The sequence below is a fragment of the Mitsuaria chitosanitabida ATCC BAA-476 = NBRC 102408 genome (assembly GCF_001598255.1).
Classification (GTDB): Bacteria; Pseudomonadota; Gammaproteobacteria; order Burkholderiales; family Burkholderiaceae_C; genus Roseateles; species Roseateles chitosanitabidus.
This window is the reverse complement of the sequence record NZ_BCYP01000011.1, coordinates 192,746-214,494: the sequence shown is the minus strand read 5'-3', so window position 1 is coordinate 214,494 and position 21,749 is coordinate 192,746. Positions and strand designations below refer to the sequence as shown.

Annotated in this window: 24 protein-coding genes and 1 tRNA gene; 15 read left to right on the top strand and 10 right to left on the bottom strand. The window is 69.1% G+C overall.

What is annotated here, in order from left to right; genetic code table 11:
• Positions 1-199 precede the first annotated feature (199 nt).
• A complete protein-coding gene (locus tag MCHT01_RS07845) occupies positions 200-547 on the top strand; it encodes a DUF7709 family protein (RefSeq protein WP_218017880.1) in 348 nt (115 codons plus the stop codon).
• Here MCHT01_RS07845 and MCHT01_RS07840 read toward each other — a convergent pair.
• Together MCHT01_RS07840 and MCHT01_RS07835 are read right to left on the bottom strand one after the other, a co-directional pair.
• Positions 522-1,262 carry a helix-turn-helix domain-containing protein gene (locus MCHT01_RS07840; RefSeq protein ID WP_067064334.1) on the bottom strand — a complete coding sequence of 247 codons (741 nt, stop codon included), beginning with the start codon at positions 1,260-1,262 and terminating at the stop codon, positions 522-524. The genes MCHT01_RS07845 and MCHT01_RS07840 overlap by 26 nt on opposite strands.
• 57 nt (positions 1,263-1,319) lie before the next feature.
• Positions 1,320-1,559 (bottom strand): hypothetical protein, encoded by a 240-nt coding sequence (locus MCHT01_RS07835; RefSeq protein ID WP_369688607.1) that lies wholly within the window; start codon positions 1,557-1,559, stop codon positions 1,320-1,322.
• 217 nt (positions 1,560-1,776) lie between these two features.
• Here MCHT01_RS07835 and MCHT01_RS07830 point away from each other — a divergent pair, with 217 nt between their 5' ends.
• Complete coding sequence (locus tag MCHT01_RS07830) at positions 1,777-3,186, top strand: aminotransferase-like domain-containing protein (protein WP_067064332.1); 1,410 nt, start codon at positions 1,777-1,779, stop codon at positions 3,184-3,186.
• Positions 3,187-3,254: 68 nt separating this feature from the next.
• On the opposite strand, the gene MCHT01_RS07825 is transcribed toward MCHT01_RS07830, so the two are convergent.
• Both MCHT01_RS07825 and MCHT01_RS07820 read right to left on the bottom strand, forming a co-directional pair.
• Complete coding sequence (locus MCHT01_RS07825) at positions 3,255-3,923, bottom strand: ion channel (RefSeq protein ID WP_067064330.1); 669 nt, start codon at positions 3,921-3,923, stop codon at positions 3,255-3,257.
• 90 nt (positions 3,924-4,013) lie between these two features.
• A complete protein-coding gene (locus MCHT01_RS07820) occupies positions 4,014-4,778 on the bottom strand; it encodes a hypothetical protein (protein ID WP_148661442.1) in 765 nt (254 codons plus the stop codon).
• Positions 4,779-5,040: 262 nt separating this feature from the next.
• Here MCHT01_RS07820 and MCHT01_RS07815 point away from each other — a divergent pair, with 262 nt between their 5' ends.
• Genes MCHT01_RS07815 through MCHT01_RS07805 form a run of 4 tightly spaced genes read left to right on the top strand, consistent with a single transcriptional unit; the run spans position 5,041 to position 7,817 of the window.
• Positions 5,041-5,523: a GreA/GreB family elongation factor gene (locus tag MCHT01_RS07815; protein WP_067064326.1), complete on the top strand. Its 483-nt coding sequence runs from the start codon at positions 5,041-5,043 to the stop codon at positions 5,521-5,523.
• A complete protein-coding gene (locus MCHT01_RS07810) occupies positions 5,520-6,203 on the top strand; it encodes a glutathione S-transferase N-terminal domain-containing protein (protein ID WP_067064324.1) in 684 nt (227 codons plus the stop codon). Before MCHT01_RS07815 ends, MCHT01_RS07810 begins: the two co-directional genes overlap by 4 nt.
• A 55-nt stretch (positions 6,204-6,258) precedes the next feature.
• Positions 6,259-6,435 (top strand): YgaP family membrane protein, encoded by a 177-nt coding sequence (locus MCHT01_RS25530; protein ID WP_084452139.1) that lies wholly within the window; start codon positions 6,259-6,261, stop codon positions 6,433-6,435.
• Positions 6,432-7,817: an MBL fold metallo-hydrolase RNA specificity domain-containing protein gene (locus MCHT01_RS07805; protein ID WP_067064322.1), complete on the top strand. Its 1,386-nt coding sequence runs from the start codon at positions 6,432-6,434 to the stop codon at positions 7,815-7,817. The genes MCHT01_RS25530 and MCHT01_RS07805 overlap by 4 nt, the downstream gene beginning before the upstream one ends.
• Positions 7,818-7,828: 11 nt before the next feature.
• Here MCHT01_RS07805 and MCHT01_RS07800 read toward each other — a convergent pair whose 3' ends face one another.
• Positions 7,829-8,281: a universal stress protein gene (locus MCHT01_RS07800; RefSeq protein WP_067064320.1), complete on the bottom strand. Its 453-nt coding sequence runs from the start codon at positions 8,279-8,281 to the stop codon at positions 7,829-7,831.
• A gap of 191 nt (positions 8,282-8,472) precedes the next feature.
• Here MCHT01_RS07800 and MCHT01_RS07795 point away from each other — a divergent pair, with 191 nt between their 5' ends.
• The 3 genes from MCHT01_RS07795 to MCHT01_RS07785 all read left to right on the top strand — a co-directional run bounded on the left by MCHT01_RS07795 (position 8,473) and on the right by MCHT01_RS07785 (position 11,298).
• Positions 8,473-9,495, top strand: a complete 1,023-nt coding sequence (locus MCHT01_RS07795; protein ID WP_067064318.1) for a zinc-dependent alcohol dehydrogenase — start codon at positions 8,473-8,475, stop codon at positions 9,493-9,495.
• Between the two features lie 22 nt (positions 9,496-9,517).
• Positions 9,518-10,354 (top strand): universal stress protein, encoded by an 837-nt coding sequence (locus tag MCHT01_RS07790; RefSeq protein WP_067064316.1) that lies wholly within the window; start codon positions 9,518-9,520, stop codon positions 10,352-10,354.
• A 182-nt stretch (positions 10,355-10,536) separates the two neighbouring features.
• Complete coding sequence (locus tag MCHT01_RS07785; RefSeq protein WP_067064314.1) at positions 10,537-11,298, top strand: Crp/Fnr family transcriptional regulator; 762 nt, start codon at positions 10,537-10,539, stop codon at positions 11,296-11,298.
• A gap of 14 nt (positions 11,299-11,312) precedes the next feature.
• Here the strand turns inward: MCHT01_RS07785 and MCHT01_RS07780 are convergent, their stop codons facing one another.
• Positions 11,313-11,792, bottom strand: a complete 480-nt coding sequence (locus MCHT01_RS07780) for a universal stress protein (RefSeq protein WP_084452135.1) — start codon at positions 11,790-11,792, stop codon at positions 11,313-11,315.
• A gap of 11 nt (positions 11,793-11,803) precedes the next feature.
• Positions 11,804-12,298, bottom strand: coding sequence for a universal stress protein (locus MCHT01_RS07775; RefSeq protein WP_067064311.1), 495 nt, complete (start codon positions 12,296-12,298; stop codon positions 11,804-11,806).
• Positions 12,299-12,637: 339 nt separating this feature from the next.
• Between MCHT01_RS07775 and MCHT01_RS07770 the strand changes: the two genes are divergently transcribed.
• On the top strand, positions 12,638-14,527 hold the full coding sequence (locus MCHT01_RS07770) for a diguanylate cyclase domain-containing protein (RefSeq protein ID WP_067064309.1): 1,890 nt from the start codon (positions 12,638-12,640) through the stop codon (positions 14,525-14,527).
• A gap of 3 nt (positions 14,528-14,530) precedes the next feature.
• Here the strand turns inward: MCHT01_RS07770 and MCHT01_RS07765 are convergent, their stop codons facing one another.
• Entirely contained in the window at positions 14,531-15,541 is a 1,011-nt protein-coding gene (locus tag MCHT01_RS07765) for an HD-GYP domain-containing protein (RefSeq protein ID WP_067064307.1), read from the bottom strand.
• Between the two features lie 349 nt (positions 15,542-15,890).
• On the opposite strand from MCHT01_RS07765, the gene MCHT01_RS07760 reads away from it, so the two are divergent.
• The 3 genes from MCHT01_RS07760 to MCHT01_RS07750 all read left to right on the top strand — a co-directional run bounded on the left by MCHT01_RS07760 (position 15,891) and on the right by MCHT01_RS07750 (position 19,376).
• Positions 15,891-16,979 (top strand): acyltransferase family protein, encoded by a 1,089-nt coding sequence (locus MCHT01_RS07760; protein WP_067064305.1) that lies wholly within the window; start codon positions 15,891-15,893, stop codon positions 16,977-16,979.
• Positions 16,980-17,163: 184 nt separating this feature from the next.
• Positions 17,164-19,149, top strand: coding sequence for an OPT family oligopeptide transporter (locus tag MCHT01_RS07755; protein WP_169806105.1), 1,986 nt, complete (start codon positions 17,164-17,166; stop codon positions 19,147-19,149).
• A gap of 150 nt (positions 19,150-19,299) precedes the next feature.
• Positions 19,300-19,376 (top strand) — tRNA-Arg (locus tag MCHT01_RS07750).
• A 29-nt stretch (positions 19,377-19,405) separates the two neighbouring features.
• On the opposite strand, the gene MCHT01_RS07745 is transcribed toward MCHT01_RS07750, so the two are convergent.
• Positions 19,406-19,663, bottom strand: a complete 258-nt coding sequence (locus MCHT01_RS07745) for a hypothetical protein (protein WP_067064301.1) — start codon at positions 19,661-19,663, stop codon at positions 19,406-19,408.
• 252 nt (positions 19,664-19,915) lie between these two features.
• Between MCHT01_RS07745 and MCHT01_RS07740 the strand changes: the two genes are divergently transcribed.
• On the top strand, positions 19,916-20,143 hold the full coding sequence (locus MCHT01_RS07740; RefSeq protein ID WP_067064299.1) for a hypothetical protein: 228 nt from the start codon (positions 19,916-19,918) through the stop codon (positions 20,141-20,143).
• Between the two features lie 50 nt (positions 20,144-20,193).
• On the opposite strand, the gene MCHT01_RS07735 is transcribed toward MCHT01_RS07740, so the two are convergent.
• Entirely contained in the window at positions 20,194-20,886 is a 693-nt protein-coding gene (locus MCHT01_RS07735) for a glutathione binding-like protein (protein WP_067064297.1), read from the bottom strand.
• 85 nt (positions 20,887-20,971) lie between these two features.
• On the opposite strand from MCHT01_RS07735, the gene MCHT01_RS07730 reads away from it, so the two are divergent.
• On the top strand, positions 20,972-21,718 hold the full coding sequence (locus MCHT01_RS07730; protein ID WP_148661439.1) for a hypothetical protein: 747 nt from the start codon (positions 20,972-20,974) through the stop codon (positions 21,716-21,718).
• Positions 21,719-21,749 lie beyond the last annotated feature (31 nt).

Genomic DNA, 21,749 nt, shown 5'->3' with positions numbered 1-21,749 from the left:
TTCATCTCGGAGAGCCGCAAGGACATTTGTTCTTGCGGCTCTTTTCGTTTGGGCATCGACCGACGACACGCCTCGGCCACCGCCCTCCCCGTCGGCCCATCCGCGTCACTTTCGCAGGGCCCTCTGACCCTTTTCCGCGAGCCGGGCGCGACCTCGATCTCTAGCATGCGGTTCACCTCTTGACCGAATGGAGTCTGATGTGAACGACAAGCAAGCACATGGCCACGAGCTGGCCGACATCAACCAGAAGATCCTCGCCGACGGCCAGTCACTCCCTCAGGTGACCCTGAAGGATGGCAGTCAGGTGCAGACCGGAACCGTGGCGACCCTGCTCCTCAACATCGCGCTCTACAACGAGGGCGCGCGTGGCCAGGTGGAGCAGGAGTTGGCCGTGGCGATCCCGACCGTCGCCAAGGTGGGACTCTTCGACCTGTTCCCGCCCGATCAATGGATCGCCGGCGCGAATCCGGGTCGGCGCCTCGTCGGCGAACTGGCCCGCAACTGGCTCGCGGCATCAGCCCCTAGCCCTGCAAGCGCGCGGGAGTGACGCCGAACGTCCGGCGAAACTGCTCGATGAAGGCGCTGACGGACGAGTACCCGACCGACAGCGCCACCGTGGTGACGCCGTCGCCCTTCGCGAGGAGATCGAGCGCGGCGAACAGACGTGCCTGGCGCTGCCAGTGGCCCACCTTCAGTCCCGTCTCCAGTTCGAAGCGACGCATCAGGGTACGGCGCGAGAACCCCAGTTCCGTCGCCCAGTCATCGAGCGTCCGGCGATCATCGGGAGCGGCCAGGACCGCGAGGGCCATCCGCTGCAGCCTCGGCTCGGCGGGCAGCGCGAGATGCGACGCCCCTTGCGGGTCTTCGACGAGCACGTCCATGAGCGCGGGGAGCAGGCGACGACGGCACTCGATGTCGTTGGCGGCATCGAGTGCCTCCAGCCGCTGGAGCATCAAGGCCGCCAGTGGGCTGCACCCGAACACCCGAGGTTCATCGGGCAACGGTTCGCACAAGGGCGCCTCCAGCAGGAGGGTCGTGGCCTCCAGTGGGCCGAACGACCGCGCTTCGTGAGCGCAGCGAGGCGGAATCCAACTCACCTTTCCCGGCAGCTGGGCCCATCTCCCGGAGGCGGCGCTGATCAGCAGGGCGCCTCGTCGTACCCAGACGAGCTGCCCCTCCCGGTGGGCGTGGGCCGCGGTCACGCGAAGGCCCTCCGCCGTCAGGTGAAGGAGCTCCGGCGCTTCAGTGGTGAGCGAGGACATCGATACCTGTTTGGCTGCGGGACCGCCATCGTGCCTCAGGTGTTGGCCTCATTTCGATCAGGAGAAGCTCAGGTCCAAACCGAGCGCGCGGCCCAGGCCGAAGGTCAGGAGCAGCAGGACGACGACCAGCAGCACGAAGACCACGGCCACGATGCCGGTGGTGCGCAACACCGCGCGTTGCGAGTCCGCGCCCTTCTCCCGCTTCGCCTTGTCGTAGTGCCACTTGACGGCGAAGAACATGCCGATGGCCAGCACGCTCACCTTGAACGCAATGAAGACGGTGGGGACCCATTCCATGATGTCGATGTTCCAGACTGCTACTTGACGCGATCCATCGTGAGGCGACGTCCGCCCACGCAGGTTGTCACTGTGCGCCCGGCGGCACGAAAAATACAGGTTCAGATTCCTGGAAAAACACCGGATCAGATGGGGATCCGAGTGGGAATTAACAGTGAGAGGGCTGCTGCCAATACAGTGCGGCATTCCCCTCCACGGACCATATCAGCCCCGCCCCATGAAGCGCTACGAAGTCCTTGCCGATGACCTGGCGGCCGCCATCGCCGCCGGCCAGTTGCGCCCCGGAGACCGCCTGCCCTCGGTCCGCGAAGCGAGCAAGGATCGCGGCGTCAGCCCCTCCACCGTCTTCGAAGCCTATTACCTGCTGGAGGCCCGCGGTCTGATCGAAGCCCGGCCACGGTCCGGCTACTTCGTCAGCCAGGCGGCGATCCCCCACCCCGAGCCCCATGCGTCGGACCCACGGGCCGAGGAGCGCAGCGTCGAGGTCTCGGAGCTGGTGTTCCAGGTGCTCGGGCTGTCCCGAAACCGCGCCGTGGTACCGCTGGGCTCGGCGTTCCCGAGCCCCACCCTCTTTCCGCTGGACAAGCTGGCCCTGTCGCTGGGCAAGGCCGCGCGCGGGCTGGACCCGTGGCGAACGGTGGAGGACCTGTCGCCGGGCAGCGCCGAGCTGCGGCGCCAGATCGGCCTGCGCTACCTGGGTGCCGGCTGCAAGGTCGACGCGGACGAGATCGTCGTGACCAACGGCGCGATGGAAGCCCTGAACCTGTGCCTGGAGGCGGTCACGAAACCCGGCGACCTCGTCGCCATCGAATCGCCGACCTTCTATGGCGCGCTGCAGGCACTGGAGCGCCGCGGGCTGAAGGCGGTCGAGGTGGCCACCCACGCGCGCACCGGTGTCGACGTCGCCGCGCTGGCGGCGATCCTCGATCGCCATCCGGTCAAGGCGTGCTGGCTGATGCCGAACTTCCAGAACCCGCTGGGCAGCCTGATGCCCGATGCCGCCAAGGCGGCGCTGGTGGCGCTGCTGGCCGAGCGCGGGATTCCGCTCATCGAGGACGACGTCTACGGCGAGCTGTACTTCGGCTCGCGCCCCAGGCCCGCCAAGGGCTGGGACAAGAGCGGTCTGGTGCTGCATTGCAGCTCGTTCTCGAAGTCGCTGGCCCCGGGATTCCGCGTCGGTTGGGCGGCCGCGGGCCGGTTTGCCCGGGACGTCAGCCGGCGCAAGCTCATGAGCTCGCTGGCCACCCCCGTGCCGATGCAGGAGGGACTGAGCGAGTACCTGCGGCGAGGCGGCTACGACCGCCACCTGCGGCAACTTCGGCACGCGCTCGTCACGAACCGCCAAGCCATGCTGAGGACCATCGCCAAATGCTTCCCGCAAGGGACCCGCGTCACGCAGCCGGAAGGCGGCTATTGCGTCTGGGTCGAGCTGCCCGCCCAGATCGACGCGCTGGAGCTGCACCGGGTCGCCCTGTCCCATGACATCAGCATCGCGCCGGGGCATCTGTTCTCGGCCGATCACCGGTTCACGCATCACCTGAGACTCAACTTCGGACACCCCGACAACGCGCAGGTCGAGGGCGCCTTGAGGACCTTGGGCCAGATCGCGAAGGCGCTGGTGCGCTAGGGAGGTCGCCCACGCCGTTCTCGGCGATCGACGACGGGCCGCTTCGCGCGAGCCAGGTGGGGTGCGGCTCAACGCCGCAGCAGGGTCAGGCCGATCAGGCGTGACACCACGGCGGCCAGATACATGACGCCGACGAACATCTCCATGCTCGCCAGGGCGCGCGCCATCGGACGCACGGGGATGATGTCGCCGATGCCCGTGCTCGACAGCAACGCGAAGCTCAGGAACATGAGTTCGGTCCAGGTGCGCGGCTGCTCCGGCTGGATGGCGGCCGAGAAGCTGCCCGGCTGCAGCGCCTGCAGCACGACGAAGCTGTAGGCGAAGCCCCAGGCCAGCAGCGTGAACGTGGCGCCGGCCGCGAACAGCTCGTCGGTCGTCGCATGCATGTCGCTCATCATGTACGCGACCAGGCTGCCGGCGGCGTAGAAGTAGAAGATCGCCTCCAGCGCGGCCGTCCACGGCCGCAGCCAGTGCATCTCCCATCCCACCTGAAGCAGCAGCATGACGATGGCTGGCAGGGCGAGGCCCACGCTGAGCCAGAACAAGCCGGGCGTGCGGCGCACCATGCGCGTCGTGAAGACCAGCACCGTGATGCCGAAGGCGCTCAGCGCCAGCGGCCCGGCGCGCGTCGACTCGAGCAACGGATAGAGCAGAAGGCCCACCAGCTGCACCAGCAGCAGGATGGCCGACGGATGCCGGCGCGTGAGGACGAGGAATCGGCGATGGCGGACATGCATGGCGGCATTCTCCGCTGCCACTCCAATGCCGCCGCGCCCTCGGGTCGAGCGCGGGCGTGCATGCTCGTCATCGAATGCCGGCGAGCGCGTCTATTTCTCTCGGACCTTGGCCCCTGGCAGGGCCAGGTAGTCGGTCGACTCGACGTTCCGGGTCCGGGCATTCAGGCGGGCGGCGTCCTCGCTCGACACGGCCACCTCGCATTTGCCGGAACGGAGCTCTCCCACCAGGGCGGTCGTCGTCAGATCGTCGCCAATGTCATTGACCGCGCAGAGCCTGTCGAGATCGGAGGAAAGCGTGATGTAGAGACTTGCCTCCAGCTCGTCGAATTCCCCCTGCGGCACCCAGATCTGCCGCGTGAACTCGTGTCGTTCCCCCGGCGCGAAGGTCCATCTGAAGAAGGCGGAACCGGAGAAGATCAGGGTGTTCCCATGATCGTTCCAATAGCGCGCCCTGGCCGCCTTGTCTTGGTTCATGGCTTTGGCGAGGCCGTCCTTGTTGAAGTGCGGCCCCTGCTTCTCGCCGAGTCGACGGCCAAAGACCGTGAGATCCCCCAACAGGATGCGAACACTTCTGGTCCCCGGATTCTCGAGGGTCACGTGCACCTTCACCGGGACGGCGTCGACGCGTGGCGGGGCGCCCTCGAGCGGCACCAGCGTCATCGTCACGAGAGGACGCATGTAGGGCGCAGCCAGGGCGGGCTTGATCGTCTGCTCATAGACAAAGGTCCACAACGCCCACGGACCGCCCAGCATGAGGGCGGCGATCGTTATCCAATCCTTCAGGGCGGTTCGGCTCTCGGTGTCCATGCGCAGCGGCCGGGAAAGGAAGGCGCGCTTCCGCAGCCATGCGGCCATGAAGGTTCTCTGCGGGGATTTGATCGGATGCGACATGAGAGAGGGTCCGCGGCACATCTGGCCCAAGCGAATCGAGCGAGCCGCCGCTGGCATGAATGCGGGCAGCATCGCTCTCGTTTGCCGATGCTATGAAGCGCGCCGAAGGATGTCGTCCTAAAGACTGGGGAGATGCGCGTTTCACATGAACGCCGCGTGCTCGATGAGCTTGGCTGAGCCATTAAGCTTGCGCCCCCGCGCAGCCCACCCCCCTCCCCCTTCATTCATGGACAAATTCTTGCTGCAGCAGCAGGTGCTGGAACGACTCGCCGAAGACCTGGAACGTGTCGAACAGGCGGCGCGAGCGGCGCATGAAACGGCGACGCACGAAGAGAACATCGCCGAGAACAAGTACGACACGCTGGGTCTCGAAGCCGCCTACCTGGCCACGGGCCAGGCGCGTCGCGCCGAGGCCATCCGGCAGGCGATGGCCCACTGGCGCCAGTTCCGCCCTCACCCCTACGACACCAGCAGAGGCATACAGCTCGGCGCGCTCGTCTGCCTGACCGATGCCGATGGCAAGCGGCAGCAGCTCTTCCTCGGCCCGGATGGCGGCAGCATGACGTTGGGAAGCGGCACGCAGCGCGTTCAGGTCATCAGCGGTGAAGCCCCCTTGGGCCGGGCCGTGCTGGGCAAATGCGAAGGCGATGAGGTGTCGATTCAGATCGGCGCCATCCGACAGCAGTTCGAGGTGTTGTGGGTTCAATGAGCCAGGTGCCGACGCTCTACACCTTCCGCCGCTGCCCCTACGCCATGCGGGCGCGGATGGCGCTGCTGCAGGCCGGGCAAGTCTTCGAGGCGGTGGAGGTCAGCCTGCGCGACAAGCCCGCCAGCCTGCTGGCCTTGTCGCCCAAGGCGACGGTGCCCGTCCTTCAGTTGCCCGATGGCCGCGTGATCGATGAGAGCTGGGAGATCATGCGCTGGGCGCTCGCCGCGCCCGACGCGCAGGGCTGGTGGGCACGGGCGCAATCGCCGGAGAACCTTGAGCGGGTGCGGCGCAACGACGGCGATTTCAAGCATCACCTGGACCGTTGGAAGTACCCCCAGCGCTACACGGGTGAGGCCCTCTCTCCGGACGCCCACCGCGACAGGGCGGTGGAGGTGCTGCTGCGGCCGCTGGAGGCACGGCTGCGGGAAGCGCCCCAGCTTGGTGGAGCTCACCCATGCGCCACCGACCTGGCCGTGATGCCCTTCGTCCGCCAGTTCGCCGCGGTGGACCCCGCGTGGTGGGAGGCGCTGCCAGACCTGGCGGCGGTGCGCTCATGGTTGAGCGGCTGGCTCGTCCACCCGCTGTTCGTTGCGTGCATGCACAAGTTGCCCGCGGAGGGGGCCCATCGCTTCCCGCCGAGACAAGACCTTGATGGGGAGTTGAGCGAGCGCAATCGGTGAGGTCCAGGCCTCCCCTACGCTGGGTTCATCTCGACGACCCGACCCGGAGGCTGCGATGGCGATGAACGTGGGAACAACGGAACGACTGCTGCGTGTCGGCGTCGGCACCGCGCTGACCTTGGCGGCAGGCTTCGGATGGATCGGCCTGTGGGGCTTCATCGGCCTGGTGCCTCTGTTGACCGGGCTCGCCGGCTACTGCCCGATCTACACGCTCTTCGGGCGCGGGACATGAGCGCCCCGCTGCCCACCACGCTGCGCTTCCTCGGCGCGGCGGGAACGGTGACCGGATCACGCTACCTCGTCGAGCACCAGGGGCGCCGGCTGCTGGTCGACTGCGGGCTCTTCCAGGGCCTCAAGCAGCTGCGTCTGCGCAACTGGGCGCCGTTCCCAGTGGCGCTCGCGTCGATCGATGCGGTGGTGCTCACGCATGCCCACCTGGATCACAGCGGCTGCCTCCCGCGCCTCATGGCGGACGGCTTCAAGGGCATGGTCCATGTCACGCCAGGCACCGCGGACCTGCTCCCGATCCTGCTGCGCGACTCCGGTCACCTGCAGGAGGAGGACGCCCGCTATGCCAACCGGCACCACTTCAGCAAGCACGATCCGGCGCTGCCGCTGTACACGGAGGCCCAGGCCGAAAAGGCGCTCACGCACCTGCGCACCCATGCCTTCGATCGCGCGTTCGAGCCGATCCCGGGCCTCGTCGCCAGCTTCAGTCACGCAGGCCACATCGTCGGCGCGGCCAGCCTGCACCTGACCTCCGAGGCCGGATCGCTGCTGTTCTCCGGAGACCTCGGACGTGTCGACGATCCGATCATGCGTCCTCCCGCCAGCGCCCCCGACGCCGACGTCGTGGTGGTGGAGTCGACCTACGGCAATCGACGCCACGTCCCGGCGTCGGGCGACGGCGAACTGGCCGCCGCCATCTCGCGCACGGCCGCCCGGGGCGGCAGCGTCCTGATCCCCGCGTTCGCCGTCGGACGCGCCCAGGCGGTGCTGAACGCGATCCTGCGGCTGAAGGCGGACGGACGCATTCCCGATCTGCCGCTGTATCTCAACAGCCCGATGGCGACGCGCGCAGGCCGCTTGCTCGGCCCGCATGCCGACGAGCAGCGCCTGAGCGACAAGGACCTGCGCGACCTGGCGGAGAAGGTCCGCTACGTGCGCGGCGAGGAGGAGTCGCGCGCGCTCAACCACCCGGTGTATCCATCGGTGATCGTCGCCGCCAGCGGGATGGCCACCGGCGGGCGCGTACTGCATCACCTCAAGGCGATGGCGCCCCATCCGGAGAACGCCATCGTCTTCGTCGGACATCAGGCGGCGGGCACGCGCGGCGCGGCGCTTGTCGCGGGGGCGGATCGGGTGCGCTTGCACGGCCAATGGGTGACGGTACGGGCGGAGGTCTGCTCGATCGACGGCATGTCGTCGCACGCCGACCAGGCGCAGTTGCTGGCTTGGCTGGGCACCTTGTCGCGCCCGCCCCGGCGGGTCTACGTCACGCACGGGGAACCCGAGGCCGCCCATACGCTGCGCCAGGCGATCCAGGAGCGCTTCGGCTGGTCGGTCTCCGTGGCCGAGCATCTGGAGACCGCCGAGCTGCGCCCGGCGCAATAGGATCGAGGCGGTCAGCCTGCCTCGTTCGCCTTGACGATCAGCACCGGAATCGGCGAAAGCCGGGCGACGAGTTCCGCGTCGCTGCCCAGCAGCGCGCGGCTCACGCCGTGCCGGCCGTGCGAGCCAACGATGACAAGCCCCGCGTGCAGGCGCCGTGCGTGCTCGACGAGCACCTCCGCCACGCGACGCCCCGCCGATTCCAGAACGACGGGCTGCGCGTCGACCTCGGCCAGCGTGGCTTGATCGCGCGCGTGGTGGAGCAGGCGCTCGGCCGCGGTGCGTTGCGCTTGCCGCGATGCGTCGAGCACCGAGCCCGCGGAGAGCTCCACGTCGAAGGGAAGATCCGACATCACATAGGCCAGCGACAGCATCGTCGGCTGCCCCTTGAGGAGCCGTAGCGCTTCGGTCAGCGCGGCGCGCGCGGGTGGACTCCCGTCATAGGCGAGCAGGACATGGCGGTACATGGTCTTTCTCCTCGAAGTCGACCGTGGACGCGCGGTCCGCCTCCATCGGTCGAGGACACCCTACAGATCCGGCGATGGACCGCATTTGAGCGAGCGCAATCCGCGCCGCTGCGCGGAGATCAAGATGGCCGTATCCCGTCGTGGCGCGGACACGCGTGCCGCACCGGATCGTTGCCTTCCAAGGAGTTTCCATGCGCACGATGAATGCCGCGGTGGCCCATGCCTTCCGCGAGCCGCTCGTCCTCGAGGACGTCCCGATCCCCGAGGTCCGGCCCGGGCAGATCCTGGTCAAGATGGCCGCCTGCGGCGTGTGCCACACCGACTTGCATGCCGCCGACGGGGATTGGCCCGTGAAGCCACGGCTGCCGTTCATCCCGGGCCATGAGGGCGTGGGTACCGTAGCCGCCGTCGGCGCGGGCGTGAAGCACATCCGGGAGGGCGACCGCGTCGGCGTGCCATGGCTGCATACCGCCTGCGGCCACTGCGAGCATTGCCTCACCGGCTGGGAGACCTTGTGCGACCACCAGCAGATGACCGGCTACACGGTCAACGGCGGGTTCGCGGAGTTCGTCCTGGCGGATCCGGGCTACGTCGGCCATCTCCCGGCCAAGGGGACGTTCGAAGCCATGGCCCCCATCCTCTGCGCGGGGCTGACCGTCTACAAGGGGCTGAAGGTGCTGGATGCGCGCCCGGGCCAGTGGGTCGCCGTCGTGGGGGCCGGCGGGCTGGGACACCTGGCGGTCCAGTATGCGCGGGCCATGGGCCTGCACGTCGTGGCGGTGGATGTCGACGGTGCCAAGCTCGCGCTCGCCGCGAAGCTGGGCGCGGAGTTGTGCGTCAACGCGTCGGACGAGGATCCCGCCGTCGCGGTTCAGCGGGAGCTCCAGGGGGTGCATGGCGCGCTCGTGACGGCTGTCTCGCGCCAGTCCTTCGCGCAGTCGCTGGGCATGCTGCGCAAGCGCGGGACGATGTCCATGGTGGGGCTGCCGCCGGGAGACTTCGCCTTGCCGATCTTCGACATGGTGCTCAATGCCAAGACCGTGCGGGGCTCCATCGTCGGCACGCGTCAGGACCTGTGCGAGGCCTTGCAGTTCGCGGCTGACGGCCAGGTGCGGGCGTCGACCACGACGCATCGTCTGGACGAGGTCAACGACGTGCTGGATGCGCTGCGCCGCGGCCGGGTCGAGGGTCGCGCCGTGCTCACCTTCGATTGAACCCTGTCGCGAGGAGTCACTCATGACCTACCGAACGTTGATGGTCGGCCTGGATGCCAGCCCGACCCGTTTCGCGCGCACCGACCTGGCGATCGCCCTGGCGCGCGACTTCGGCGCGCATCTCATCGGTGTCGCGCCGACGGGACTGGTGGACCTGCCCGCGGCGCCGGAGGCGGCCGCGATGCTCGGCGATGACGCGGCGACGGCCTGGGAACTGCTGATCGAACAGGCCCAATCCGCCGCGGCCGAGTTTCACGAGCGCTGCAAGGCTGCCCGCTTGCGGTCCTTCGAGGCCCTGGTGGACCGCGCACCGCACGCGCCCTCCTTCATCACCCATGCGCAGTGCACCGATCTGCTGGTGATGAGCCAGCCGGACCCGGCGCACAGCGGTCATCGACAGGACCGCGCCGTGCTGGAACAGGTCCTGATGCACAGCGCGCGTCCCACGCTGGTGGTGCCCTACGTGCAGCGCGGTCTGCTGGGCATGGACCGCATGCTGGTCGGCTGGAACGAGAGCCGCGAGGCGGTGCGCGCGATGACCGAGGCATTGCCGCTGCTGCGCCGCGCGGGCGAAGTGAGCCTTTCGCACTGGCACCACGGCGGGGAAGCTGTCCGCGTGCGACAGCACATGCACGGCTTGCGCCAGTGGCTCGCGTTCCAGGGTGTGGACGTCGAGGAGCAGATCTCCCCCACCACGGCGCCCTTCGGCGAGGCGATGTTGTCGGCCGCGTGCGACGGCACCATCGACCTGATCGTGGTGGGCGCCTATGGTCATCCGCGCTGGATGGAGGACCTCTTCGGCGGCACGTCCCGCACGCTGCTGGATGCGATGACGGTGCCGGTGCTGATGGCGCATTGAGTCCCGCTCCCGCGAGAAGGCGCGAACGCGGGACGACGGAACGGCCTGCCACGGATGACGCATGTCAACCTCGATGCCTTGGTTCCGTGATGACCATCCTCGCGATTGATCGAAGTCAATCCGGCGTCTTGTTCACAAGAATGAGGGGACCTACTGTTGGCGGCATGTCCAGGAGGGACGACATGACGACCACGTGCACCCCCGAGAAGCCCGAGGCACCCCAGGCCCGTTGCAGCGCCGCGGACCTGCTGCGCTGGAGCGGCATGCCCGCGCCCGAGGGCGACGAGACCGACGCGATGCTCGACCGACACACCTTCCCCGTGCGCTGGCTCGAGGCCGGCCAGCCGCTGGTGCTGGAGGGGACGCCGCTGGCGAGCCTCTACCTCGTGCGCTCGGGCACCTTCAAGGTGTTCCAGACGGAGCGCGACGGATACGAGCAGGTGCATGCCTTCGCCCTGCAGGGGGACATGCTCGGTCTGGACGGGCTGCACGACGAGCGGCACGAGACCGGTGCGGTCGCGCTGGAACCTTCCTCGGTGGTGGTGCTCGCGCTCAAGGACTGGCAGCGGGCGATGCGGGAAGCCCCGGCCCTGGCGCGCCTGCAGGCGCGCGCCGCCAGCCTGGAGCTCGCGCGCCGCGGCGCCACGCTGCACAACATGGCGGCCGTGGCCGCCGAGGTCCGCCTGGCGCGATTCCTTCTGCAGCTGTCGGCGCGCCTCGCCTCACCGGAACAGCCATGCAGCCGCATCCATCTGCGCATGAGCCGGCGCGAGATCGCCAGCCTGCTGGGCGTGTCGCATGAATCGGTGAGCCGCTCGCTCGGTCTGCTGTCGACGGAAGGCCTCATCCGCGTCAAGCATCGGGACGTCGATCTCGTCGACGAGCCGGGACTGATCGCCCGGCAGTCCACCACGCGCCCGGAACGGGATCTCGCGGCATCCTGAGTCCGCGTCCCCCGTCAGGAGCCGGCGTGTCCGCCCGGGAGCGAGGCCTTCTCGGGCGGCCCCACCAGCAGCACGGGGACGGTGCTGTCGCGCAGCACCACCAGCGCGTCGCTGCCCACCAGCATCCGCGACAGGCCGCGCCGGCCGTGCGTGCCCATGACGATCAGGTCGCACCCCAGCTCACGTGCCTGACGCACGATCTCCGCGCCGGCGTGCACGTCCAGCGATTCCTTCAGCACGGTCGACACCGGCACCTGCGCCTCCTGCGCGTCGAGCGCCGCCGAGGCGAGCAGTTCGTTCGCCACCTCGCGCCGCGGCGCGAGTTGCAGTTCCAGCTCGCCGCTCCAGCCGGCATGGCCGAAGAAGGGATAGACATCCAGCACGTGCAGCACGGTGATGCGGGCGCCCAGCGGCCGCGCCAGCGCGATGGCATCGCGCAGACCGCGTGCCGAGGTGGCGCTTCCATCCACGGGAACCAGGATAGATCGGTACATGAGTCGCCTCCTCAATGCGCGCCGGCGGTGTCGGCCGCTGGCAGGTCGAGCGCGCGACGCGCCGCGCTGTCGCGCACCATGAGCACGGGCACGGCGGACTCGCGCACCACCAGCTCGGCGTCGCTGCCCATGATCAGGCGCGACACGCCCCGGCGGCCGTGCGTGCCCATCACCACCAGGTCGCAGCCGCGCCGCCCCACCTCGCGCACGATGACGTCGGACACACGGCCCGCCGTCAACTCCTTGATCGCCGACTCGCTTGACACGCCGGCATCGAGCGCGCGGCGCGCGGCGTCTTCCAGCAAGCGGTCGCCGTCCGCCAGCATCTGCCGACGGATCTCGTCGAAGGAGGCGGCGGTCGCGGTCTCGAGCATAAGTGGCCGCTCGTTGACGACGTGCAGCAGCACCAGCGTGGCATCGAGCTTCAGGGCCAGGCGGATCGCCTCGTCCAGCCCTGCGTTCGCGGTCGGACTGCCGTCGATCGGCACCAGGATCCGTGCATACATGTGGAACTCCCCGCGGCCTGTTTCCCGGGCTCGCCACCGGCCGCCAGCGATGAGCGACTTCATTCTGGACAGGCGGCGGCGCGCGACGATTGAGCAAACGCATCCCGCGATGTCGAGCGCCCCCGGCCGTCGTGCCGCGCGGCGCGGCGCGCAGATCCGGACCCCACATTCCGGGGGGCGCCGCGGACCATCGGTGCGGTCGTCCACGGCGCGCGAGCGCGCGCTGCGGAATGTCAGGCTCCTGTCGGGTCGGGCTCGGTATATTGGCGCTCGTTCCAGAGCCGCCCGCCGGGCGCCCGGGGCGTCATCGCCAGGGATGCGAAGGGCGCGCAGACGCCGTTGTCCATTTCGCTCACGGAGCGCCTGAATCGGCTTCCCACCACCCCGCTGCGCCGCTTCGCCGGCTGGCTGATCATCGCGAACCTCCTGGTCGATGGCGCCATCCTGGGCGCAGTCTGGCAGAACGTCGCGCTGTCGCGTGCCGCCGGACAGCGACTGACCGAGAGCGCCGCGCAGAACCTCGCGCACAGCCTGAGCCACGACCTCGCCTCCGACCTGTCGGTGCTGGATCGCGCCCTGGCCGACGTGGCGACACAGGCGCGCGCTCCCGGCGCGGCCACCGACGCCGCGCGGCTCGACGCGTCCCGGACGACCGCCGCGCGACTGGGCGCGATCCTCGGGCCCGACCTCGGCGCGTTGCGCCTGGTGGCCCTGGACGGCGGCGCCGTCCGTGCCGCGGACGGCTCGCGCGTCCCGGACCTGCCCCGGCCGCTCCTGAACCGCATGCTGGCCGCCGAAGGGATGCAGTTCTCCGGCCCCTTGGAGCTGGCGGGGCCGGGCCGCTGGGCGCTCGTGCTGTCGAGACGGATCGACGACCGGCGCGGGCTGCCGGTCGGCGCCGTCTTCGCGCAGGTCCCCATCGAGTACTTTCTGTCGTCGCCCCGGATGCTGGACCTGGGCGTCGACGGCGCGGTCTCGGTGCGAGGACCGGACTTGCGCCTGATCGCGCGTTACGCCCCACGCGACGCGTCGACGTCGCTGGGCATCGGCTCGTCGACCGTCTCGGACGCGTTGCGCCGCCAGGTCGAGAAGGCGCCGGAGCAGGGCACTTTCCGCGCCACCACGGCGCTGGACCGGGTGGAGCGGATCAACGCCTATCGCCGCGTGGCCCCCTACCCGCTCCTCGTGGTCGCCGGGGTGGGCGCGCAAGAGGCGCTCGCGACGACGAAGGAAGAACTCTGGCGGGACCTGGGCATCGCGCTGGCGGTGATGGTGGCGATGGGCGCGCTGTCGCTGCACCTGTTTCGCGCGCATCGCGCGGAGCGCCAGGCCCGCGACATCGCCGCGCGGGTGGCCCGGGAGCAGGACCTGCTGCTGCGCAACGAACTGGTGGGCATGTCGCGGGTCCGGCACCGCCTCACGACCTGGAACAACTCGGCCTTGGAGCGCATGTTCGGCTACGCGCCCGGTGAACTGATGCATACCCCGACCCGGCTGCTCTATCTGGACGATGAATCGTGGCAGGAGATCGGCACGACCGGCTACGAGGCGTTGAGGGAGGGCCGGCGCTTCCGCACCCAGCTGCGCATGCGGCGCAAGGATGGCCGCCCCCTCTGGGTGGACCTGAGCGGGACCTCGGTGGGCGATGGCGAGAGCCTGTGGATGCTGGTGGACATCGACGCGCTCAAGCGCAGCGAGGAGGACGCGCAGCATCTGTCGCGCTGCGACGCGCTGACCGGGCTGCCGAATCGTCGCGGCCTGCGGGCCTGGTTCACCGAGGCCCGCGCGCGCCCGTCACGTCCCCCATCCTTGGCGGTGGCCTATCTGGATCTCGACGGCTTCAAGCCCGTGAACGACGCCTTGGGCCACGATGCCGGCGACGAGGTGCTTCGGGTTGTCGGCGCCCGCCTGTCCAGCGCGTTGCGCGACGGTGATCTGGCGGTGCGACTGGGCGGCGACGAGTTCGTGCTGACCTTGACCAGCGTGGCCGACGAGTCCGATGCCCGACAGGTACTGGAACGCTTGCGGCAATCGATCCGCGGGCCGATCCGGCTCGAGAGCGGCGGCACGGTGAGCGTCGACGCCAGCGTGGGACTCGCCATGGGCGGTCCGGGCGATGCCCTGGACGAGCTCATGCATCGGGCCGACGAGGCCTTGTACGCGGCCAAGCGGGCGGGCAAGGGGCAGGTGAGCGTCTGGCGGGTCGCGACGCGGCGCCCAGACGCCTAACGCTCAGAACACGGCGGGCTGCAAGTAGCACGCCAGCATCTTGTGCGGCTCCACCGTGACACGCGCGTCACCGCCTCGCAGACCGCGCACGATGGCGAAGCGCGAGTCGGCCGTATCCCGGCATTGGGGGTTGTGATAAAGACCACCGTCGCTTCGGCGGACCGACGCGACGATGGGCAGATGCGCCTTGCAACCCCGGCGAATGACGATGCCGATGTCCCCGTTGGCCAAGGACACCCAGGATCCCGGTGGATAGAGCCCGATGACGCGTAGCAAGCCCGCGCCGATTTCGTCCGGAGCCCCCGAGTCGGTGAGGAAGGTGTCGCGCGCGGCGATCGCCGACGAGGTGGCCTGCCTGTGGCGCCTGCGGCTGAGTTTCGCGGAATAGATGTCCACCCGACGCAGGACCTCGCTCAGGCGGCGAGCGGCGGGCGCATCACGAAGTCGGGAGACCGCCTGCCGCTCATGGTGACGCTCGACGACTTCCAACCAGAGCGGGTCCTCGACCCCCGCGTCCAGCAGCAGCCGCCTGCTGGTGTCGGCATGCGCGTCGATGGTCTGCCGTTCGTCGGCATTGAGGCCCTGGCTGCGGACGGCCAACTGATCCTGGAGCGCCGTCATGCCCAGGTTCATGGTGACGGCCGCCGCGGAGATCGCGGTGATCTCGTCGTGGGTCCATCGGCACCACTGACCCACGAGGTCGCCGATGGCGACACAGGTCATCGCGTGGGTGGCGCTGTACATGCTCGGGTCATGGGCGCTCACGTACGTCAGGTAGAACAGCGTCTCGTCCGGACGCATGAAGACCATCTGCCGAAACGCCGCCAACTCGTCATGAAGCTGTCGAAGCCATCCTTGCGGGGCCGTGTCCAGCAACAGGGCGCAGAGTCGGCGGCGGTGCCGATCGAGTCGCTCGATCAGGGCGACGGGCAGAAGCGACGCGAACACGTCGGCCGAGTCGTCGGGGCCGTCTCCAAACCCGACCTCCCGGTCGAGCGGAAACAGGGGGCCCATCTCGACTTCACTTCGCACGCTGACATGCTCCCAAGTTCGCCGAAGGACGTTTCATCGCCCCCCGCTGGCGGGTCGTTGGACCCCTTACCCCCTTGCGCCGGCATCGTACGAACGATGCGCTGCGCGATCCTTACGTCGGACGGGAAGATGGCTTGATCTTGATAAATGTCACGGCTGGGCGGACGACCCTCGGTAGATCCGTTCCGCCCGCCCTCAAGGTGCGATTCCCCACATTGGTCGGGACGCCATCCGCCCTCCGCCCGCGACAGGCGACCCCCAATCCCGCTCCGCGAAGGGGACTCCTACGATCCGAACGCCACAGAGCCTCGATCACGACAGGGAGTTCCCGATGGGTTCAAGCGCCGCGCCCGCTCCTGCGCCGCCGGATGCCGGCGGCTACCGCCCGTGGATCGACGGCCTGCGCGCGCTGGCGATGCTGCTCGTGCTGGCCGACCACAGCAACCTGTTCAAGGTCTTCCCGCTCGGCAAGGTGGGCGTCGGCGTGTTCTTCGCCATCTCCGGCTTCCTGATCACCGGCATCCTCATGGACGAGCGCGCCCGCCGCGGCGCCATCGACCTGCGGCGCTTCTACCTGCGACGCCTCGCGCGCTTGATGCCGGGGCTGGTGCTCGTCGTCATCGTCGGCTCGATCGGCTTCCTGCTGCTCGGGCAGAAGAAGCCCGTCCTCGCGGGGCTCTTCGCCGTGACCTACACGACCAACTACGCCGCCATCTTCTTCGGCCAGCACCTGCCGGGTTTCGGCCACGCCTGGTCGCTCGCGGTGGAGGAACACTTCTATCTCGTGTGGCCCGTCGCCCTGCTCGCGATGCTCAAGCTCGGGCTGACGCGCGCGATGCTGCTGACCCTGGCGATCGCCCTGCTGGACATCGTCTGGCGCGGCCTCCTCGTCGACCGCCCCGGCAGCGCGCTGATGCTCTACGTCGGCACGATCGAGCGTATCGACGCCATCCTCTACGGCTGCCTGGCCGCGATGGCGCTGCGGCGCGGCTGGCGCGCGCCGCGCTGGCTGGGCGCGGCCGGGCTGGCGATGCTGATCTGGCTGCTCTTCCTCGCCGACGGCTATCAACCGCAGTACTCGTCGGCGCTCTACGGCATCGCGGGCACCGCGCTGGTGGCGGGACTCGACACCAGCGGGATGCTCGGATGCCGGGCGCTGCTCTCGTGGCGGCCCGTCGTGTGGCTGGGATTGCTGAGCTACTCGCTCTACCTCTGGCACCTGCCCGTCTACCAGATCGTCGAGGCCCTGATGGGCACGGCGCTTCCGGTCAAGGCGCTCGCCGTCGGGCTGACCTTCGTGCTGGCCGCGATCGCCTACCGCGGCTTCGAAGTCCCGGTCCGGGACTGGGCAAGGCGCCGGATCGACGCCGGGCGCCCGCCCGCGCCGGCCGCGACGGACGTCGCGCCCGTGTCGCCCTGACCCCACCGCATTCGCACGGCCGAGCCTGAAACCGGGTGGAAACCCTGATGCCTCGTGCATGTCAGCACGATGTCAGACAGGGACAATGCGCGCTGTTTTTTTGTTTCAGAACAGCGTCCTTCCAGGTCACGAGCCCGGAGCCGGGGCGCCGCACCGGGCAGGCCCCGAAGGATCGAGCACAAGCATGGCGCTACAGCATTTGACCGACGAACAGGTCCGCACCTGGTCGCGCGCGCAGAAGGACGAGTGGTGGTTCAAGAACGTCTTCCGCGGTGACATGGCGCAGCTCTCGCTGCGCTCCGGCCTGACGGGCTTCCTCCTGGGCGGCGTGCTGGCCGCCACCTCGCTGTACATCGGCGCCAAGACCGGCATCAGCGTCGGCGTGGGCCTGACGTCCGTGATCCTGGCCTTCGCGATGTTCCGCATCCTGGCGCAGCTGGGCTGGGCCGACGACTACACCATCCTCGAGAACAACTGCACCCAGTCCATCGCGACCGCCGCCGGCTACGTCGTGATGCCGCTGATCTCCAGCCTGGGCGCCTACATGCTGGTCACCGACCGCATCATCCCCTGGTGGCAGATGATGATCTGGATGACCATCACCGCCACGCTGGGCGTGCTGGTGGCCTTCCCGATGAAGCGCCGCTTCATCAACGAGGACCAGCTCCCCTTCCCCGAGGGCCGCGCCTGCGGCGTGGTGCTGGACTCGCTCTACAACGGCGAGGGCGGCGAAGGCATGTACAAGGCCGCGCTGCTGGCCAAGGTCGCCGGCCTGGCCGCGTTCTATCAGGCCATCGTCAGCGACGGCTGGATGAAGCTGATCCAGTTCAAGCTGCTGCGCATGGACAAGTGGGCCGGCATGACCGAGCCCTGGGTCTTCCATGACCGCCTGGACGAGTACTACTACACCCTGGCCGTGAAGGCCGACCTGTGGATCCCCAAGATCCTGGGCACCGACTTCCGCGTGCTGGGCCTGCGCCTGACGCTGGACGCCGCGATGCTGGGCGTGGGCGGCCTGATGGGCATCGCCGTGGCCACCAGCTGCCTGATCGGCGCGGTGATGAACTTCGTCGTGCTGGCGCCGCTGATGATCCAGGCCGGCGACATCGTCCAGCGCATCTCGCCCACCGGCGCCGTGATCCCGATCTCGCGCGTCGAGATCGTCAACCAGTGGTCGATGTGGTGGGGCGTGACGATGATGGTCGCGGGCTCGCTGACCAGCCTGCTGGCCAAGCCCGACCTGTTCCTGGCGGTGTTCAAGGCCTTCGGCCGCAAGAAGAACGCGCCCGCCGGCAGCGACCTGCTCTCCCACATCGAAGTGCCGCTGTGGATCTCCTACATCGGCGTGCCGGTGATGGGCGTGCTGGCCGCGTACACCGCGCACCTGTTCTTCGGCGTGCCCATGGGCATGGCGCTGATCGCGCTGCCGCTGATCTTCGTGCTGACGGTGATCTGCACCAACTCGATGGCGCTGACCTCGTGGACGCCGACCGGCGCGCTGTCCAAGATCACGCAGTTCTCGATGGGCGCGATCGACCGCAGCAATCCGGCGGCCAACCTGATCCCGGCGGGCATGACCTCGGACATCGCCTCCAACGCCGCGAACCTGCTGTCGGACATCAAGCCCGGCTACATGCTGGGCGGCAAGCCGCGTCACCAGGCCATCGGCCACGTGATCGGGATCCTGGCCGGCGCGCTGTCCTGCGTCCCGCTGTACTACCTGCTGTTCCTGCCGAAGAACGCCGAGGGCGTGCGCTCGACCGCGAGCATCATCTCTGAACAGTTCGCGATGCCGGCCGCCGTGCAATGGCGCGGCGTGGCCGAGATCATCGCCAAGGGCCTGCACGGTCTGCCGACCTCGGCGCTGATCGCGATGGGCGTGGCCGCAGCCTGCGCCATCGTCATCGAGGTGCTGCGCATGGTGACCAAGGGCAAGTTCCCGCTGTCGTCCGTGTCGATCGGCCTGGGCGTGGTGCTGCCGCCGGAGTCGACCTTCGCGATGTGGGTCGGCGCGATGATCTTCTGGGTCATGGGCCGCATCTACGGGAAGCAGCCCGGCTCGACCGGCTGGAAGCGCTGGGTTGACGGCTGCGAGCCGGTCTGCGCGGGCCTGATCTCGGGCGCGGCGCTGATGGGCATCGGCAACGCCATCGTCAACGTGCTGATCTGAGGCCGCGGGTGACGGGCCCCCTTGAGGGGCGGCCCGGCTCACCCGGCGAGTCGCCGTCGATGGCGGCGACCGCATGGCACAATTCGGGCCCCTTGGAGGACATGGGAACGTGCTGCAAGGGGCCTGGTCCGTCAGGCCATCACTTTCTGCCTGCCCGTAGCTCAACTGGATAGAGCAGCTGCCTTCTAAGCAGCAGGTCGGGGGTTCGAGTCCCTCCGGGCAGGCCACTTCATGGGCGCCTCGACGGCGCCGGGCCTCAGGGCCGGAAGTCGATCGCGCGCTGCGCCGCCTCGAGGGCCGCGTCGGCCGCGTAGTTCCAGGAATCGAAGCTGCGCTCCAGCTCGTGCCAGTAGCCGTCGAGCACCGCCTGCCCGTCCGCCTGCGCATGCGCCGCGATCACCAGGTATCGCGCGCGGAACGGCGCGGCCTCCCCCACCACCTCACGGACGAACCAGCGTCCGTTGTGACTCTCGACGGCGCCGACCTTGTCGGTCTGCTCGGTATTGCTCTGCATGGAGGGGACTCCTTCGGGTTGTGCGGGTTGCCGCGGCGTCGGTCCGACCCTGGCGCCGGATGCCGCAGCCACGCAGGGCAAGTGTCGCTCCAAGCGTGTTTCGGCGCCACGCCCGCCGGGCTTGCCCACGCCCCCTTTACCCCCGCATTACAGGGACAGCCGACCCCGGGCGGCGCTGAGGCATACTGCCGCCCCGGCCGGCGCGCTCCCGCGCCCGACCCCCGCGTCGCCCCTTGCCGCCTCCTCGCCGACATGTCCTCCGCGCCCACGTTCAGCTTCCCCGTCCCGCCCGCCGATCTGGTCATCACGCCGGACGAGCGCGCGGCGCTCTACTTCATCCCCCAATCGCCCGGCGGCATGCCGGTCAGCGAGGAGATGCAGCAGCGCCTGCAGGACAAGGGCCTGGCCACGCCGATCCGCGAGGACGGCAGGCGCTGGCTCACGGAGCTCGGCGACCGCGCGCGGCTGGGCAAGATCTGACCCCGCGCGCGGCCCCGGCCACACGGACCGGGCGGCCTCACCTCGGCTCCTCAGTGGCGCTTGTACTGGGTCGCGCCGAACAGCTGCTCGCGCGCCTTGTCGTCGACCAGCGGCCGGCGCTTCTCCTCCAGCACCGCGACGCCGCGCTGCACCGCCGGGCGCGCCGCGATCTCGTCGAACCAGCCCCGCAGGTGCGGGTACTCGGCCAGGTCCACGCCCTGGTTCTTCCAGCCGCGCAGCCACGGGAAGATCGCGATGTCCGCGATGCCGTACGCCGGCCCGGCGATGTACTTGCTGTGCGCCAGGCGCTTGTCGACGACGCCGTACAGCCGCCTGGCCTCGTTGGTGTAGCGGTCGATGGCGTACTCGATCTTCTCGGGTGCGTAGAGCCGGAAGTGGTGCGTCTGACCCAGCATCGGCCCGATGCCGCCCATCTGGAACATCAGCCACTGCAGCGCCTCGTAGCGGCCGCGGGTGTCGGCCGGGAGGAAGCGGCCGGTCTTGCCGGCCAGGTACAGCAGGATCGCGCCGGACTCGAACAAGGCCATCGGCCGGCCGTCCGGACCGACCGGGTCGACGATGGCGGGAATCTTGTTGTTGGGGCTGAAGGACAGGAACTTCGCGTCGAATTGCTCGCCGGCCCCGATGTCCACGGGAATGACCCGGTAAGGCAGGCCACATTCCTCCAGCATGATGTGCACCTTGTGGCCATTGGGCGTGGGCCATGAATACACTTCGATCATTCTGCGTTCTCCGTTGGGGCGCGAGGCCCCGGTCGTCGGCCATCCGATGCCCGCGCACCGCGGCGCCCGCGCATCGTCCCACCTCATGGTAATCAAACAAGTCAAACAGTGGCTCACGGCCCGCGCCAATGCCGCGCGCTGGCGCCCCCTGCGGGAATGGGCCGAGGACCGCGGCGGCCAACTGCGCCACGCGCGCGACGGCCGCGGTCTCGTGATCGACCTGCCGCGCACCCTGCCCGGCCTCACCCGCATCGAGTGGGGCCCGTCCCAGCGCAGCTACATCGAGGGACACGAGCTGCGCATGCGCTGCGAGCTCAAGCTCAATGCCGACATGCAGATGATGATCATCGAGCGCAAGCTGATGGAGCATCTGGAACGCAGCGTCTTCGAGGCCTACACCGACACCCTGCGCACCCGGGTCGACACCGACACCCCGGAAGAGATGCGCTGGCTGGTGATGTTCCCCAAGCAGTCGCAGATCGACTCCAAGCTGGTGCGACAGCGCTTCGGCTGTCTGGGCATCAACCGCGAGCTGCTGATGGCCTGGCTGGACAAGGACCTGTCCGACCGGCTGGCGCAGGCCTCGCAGGACGTGCTGATCGAGGGCCGCCCCTTCGTGCTGCTGAGCCTGCGCGGCAACGTCTACCTGCGCACCTCGATGCCCGAGCCCACCTTGACCGAGATCCAGGCGCTGGTCCGGGTCCTGGAGGCCGCGGCGATCGCGGCCCAGGCGGTGCACCAGCGCATCGGCGACGGCGGCCCCTGGCCGACGACGACCTCCGTCGCCTGGCACAGCCGCCCATCCGAAGGCGACTACAACGCCGCGGGGTGACTCCCTCGCCCGCTTGCGGGAGAGGGTTGGG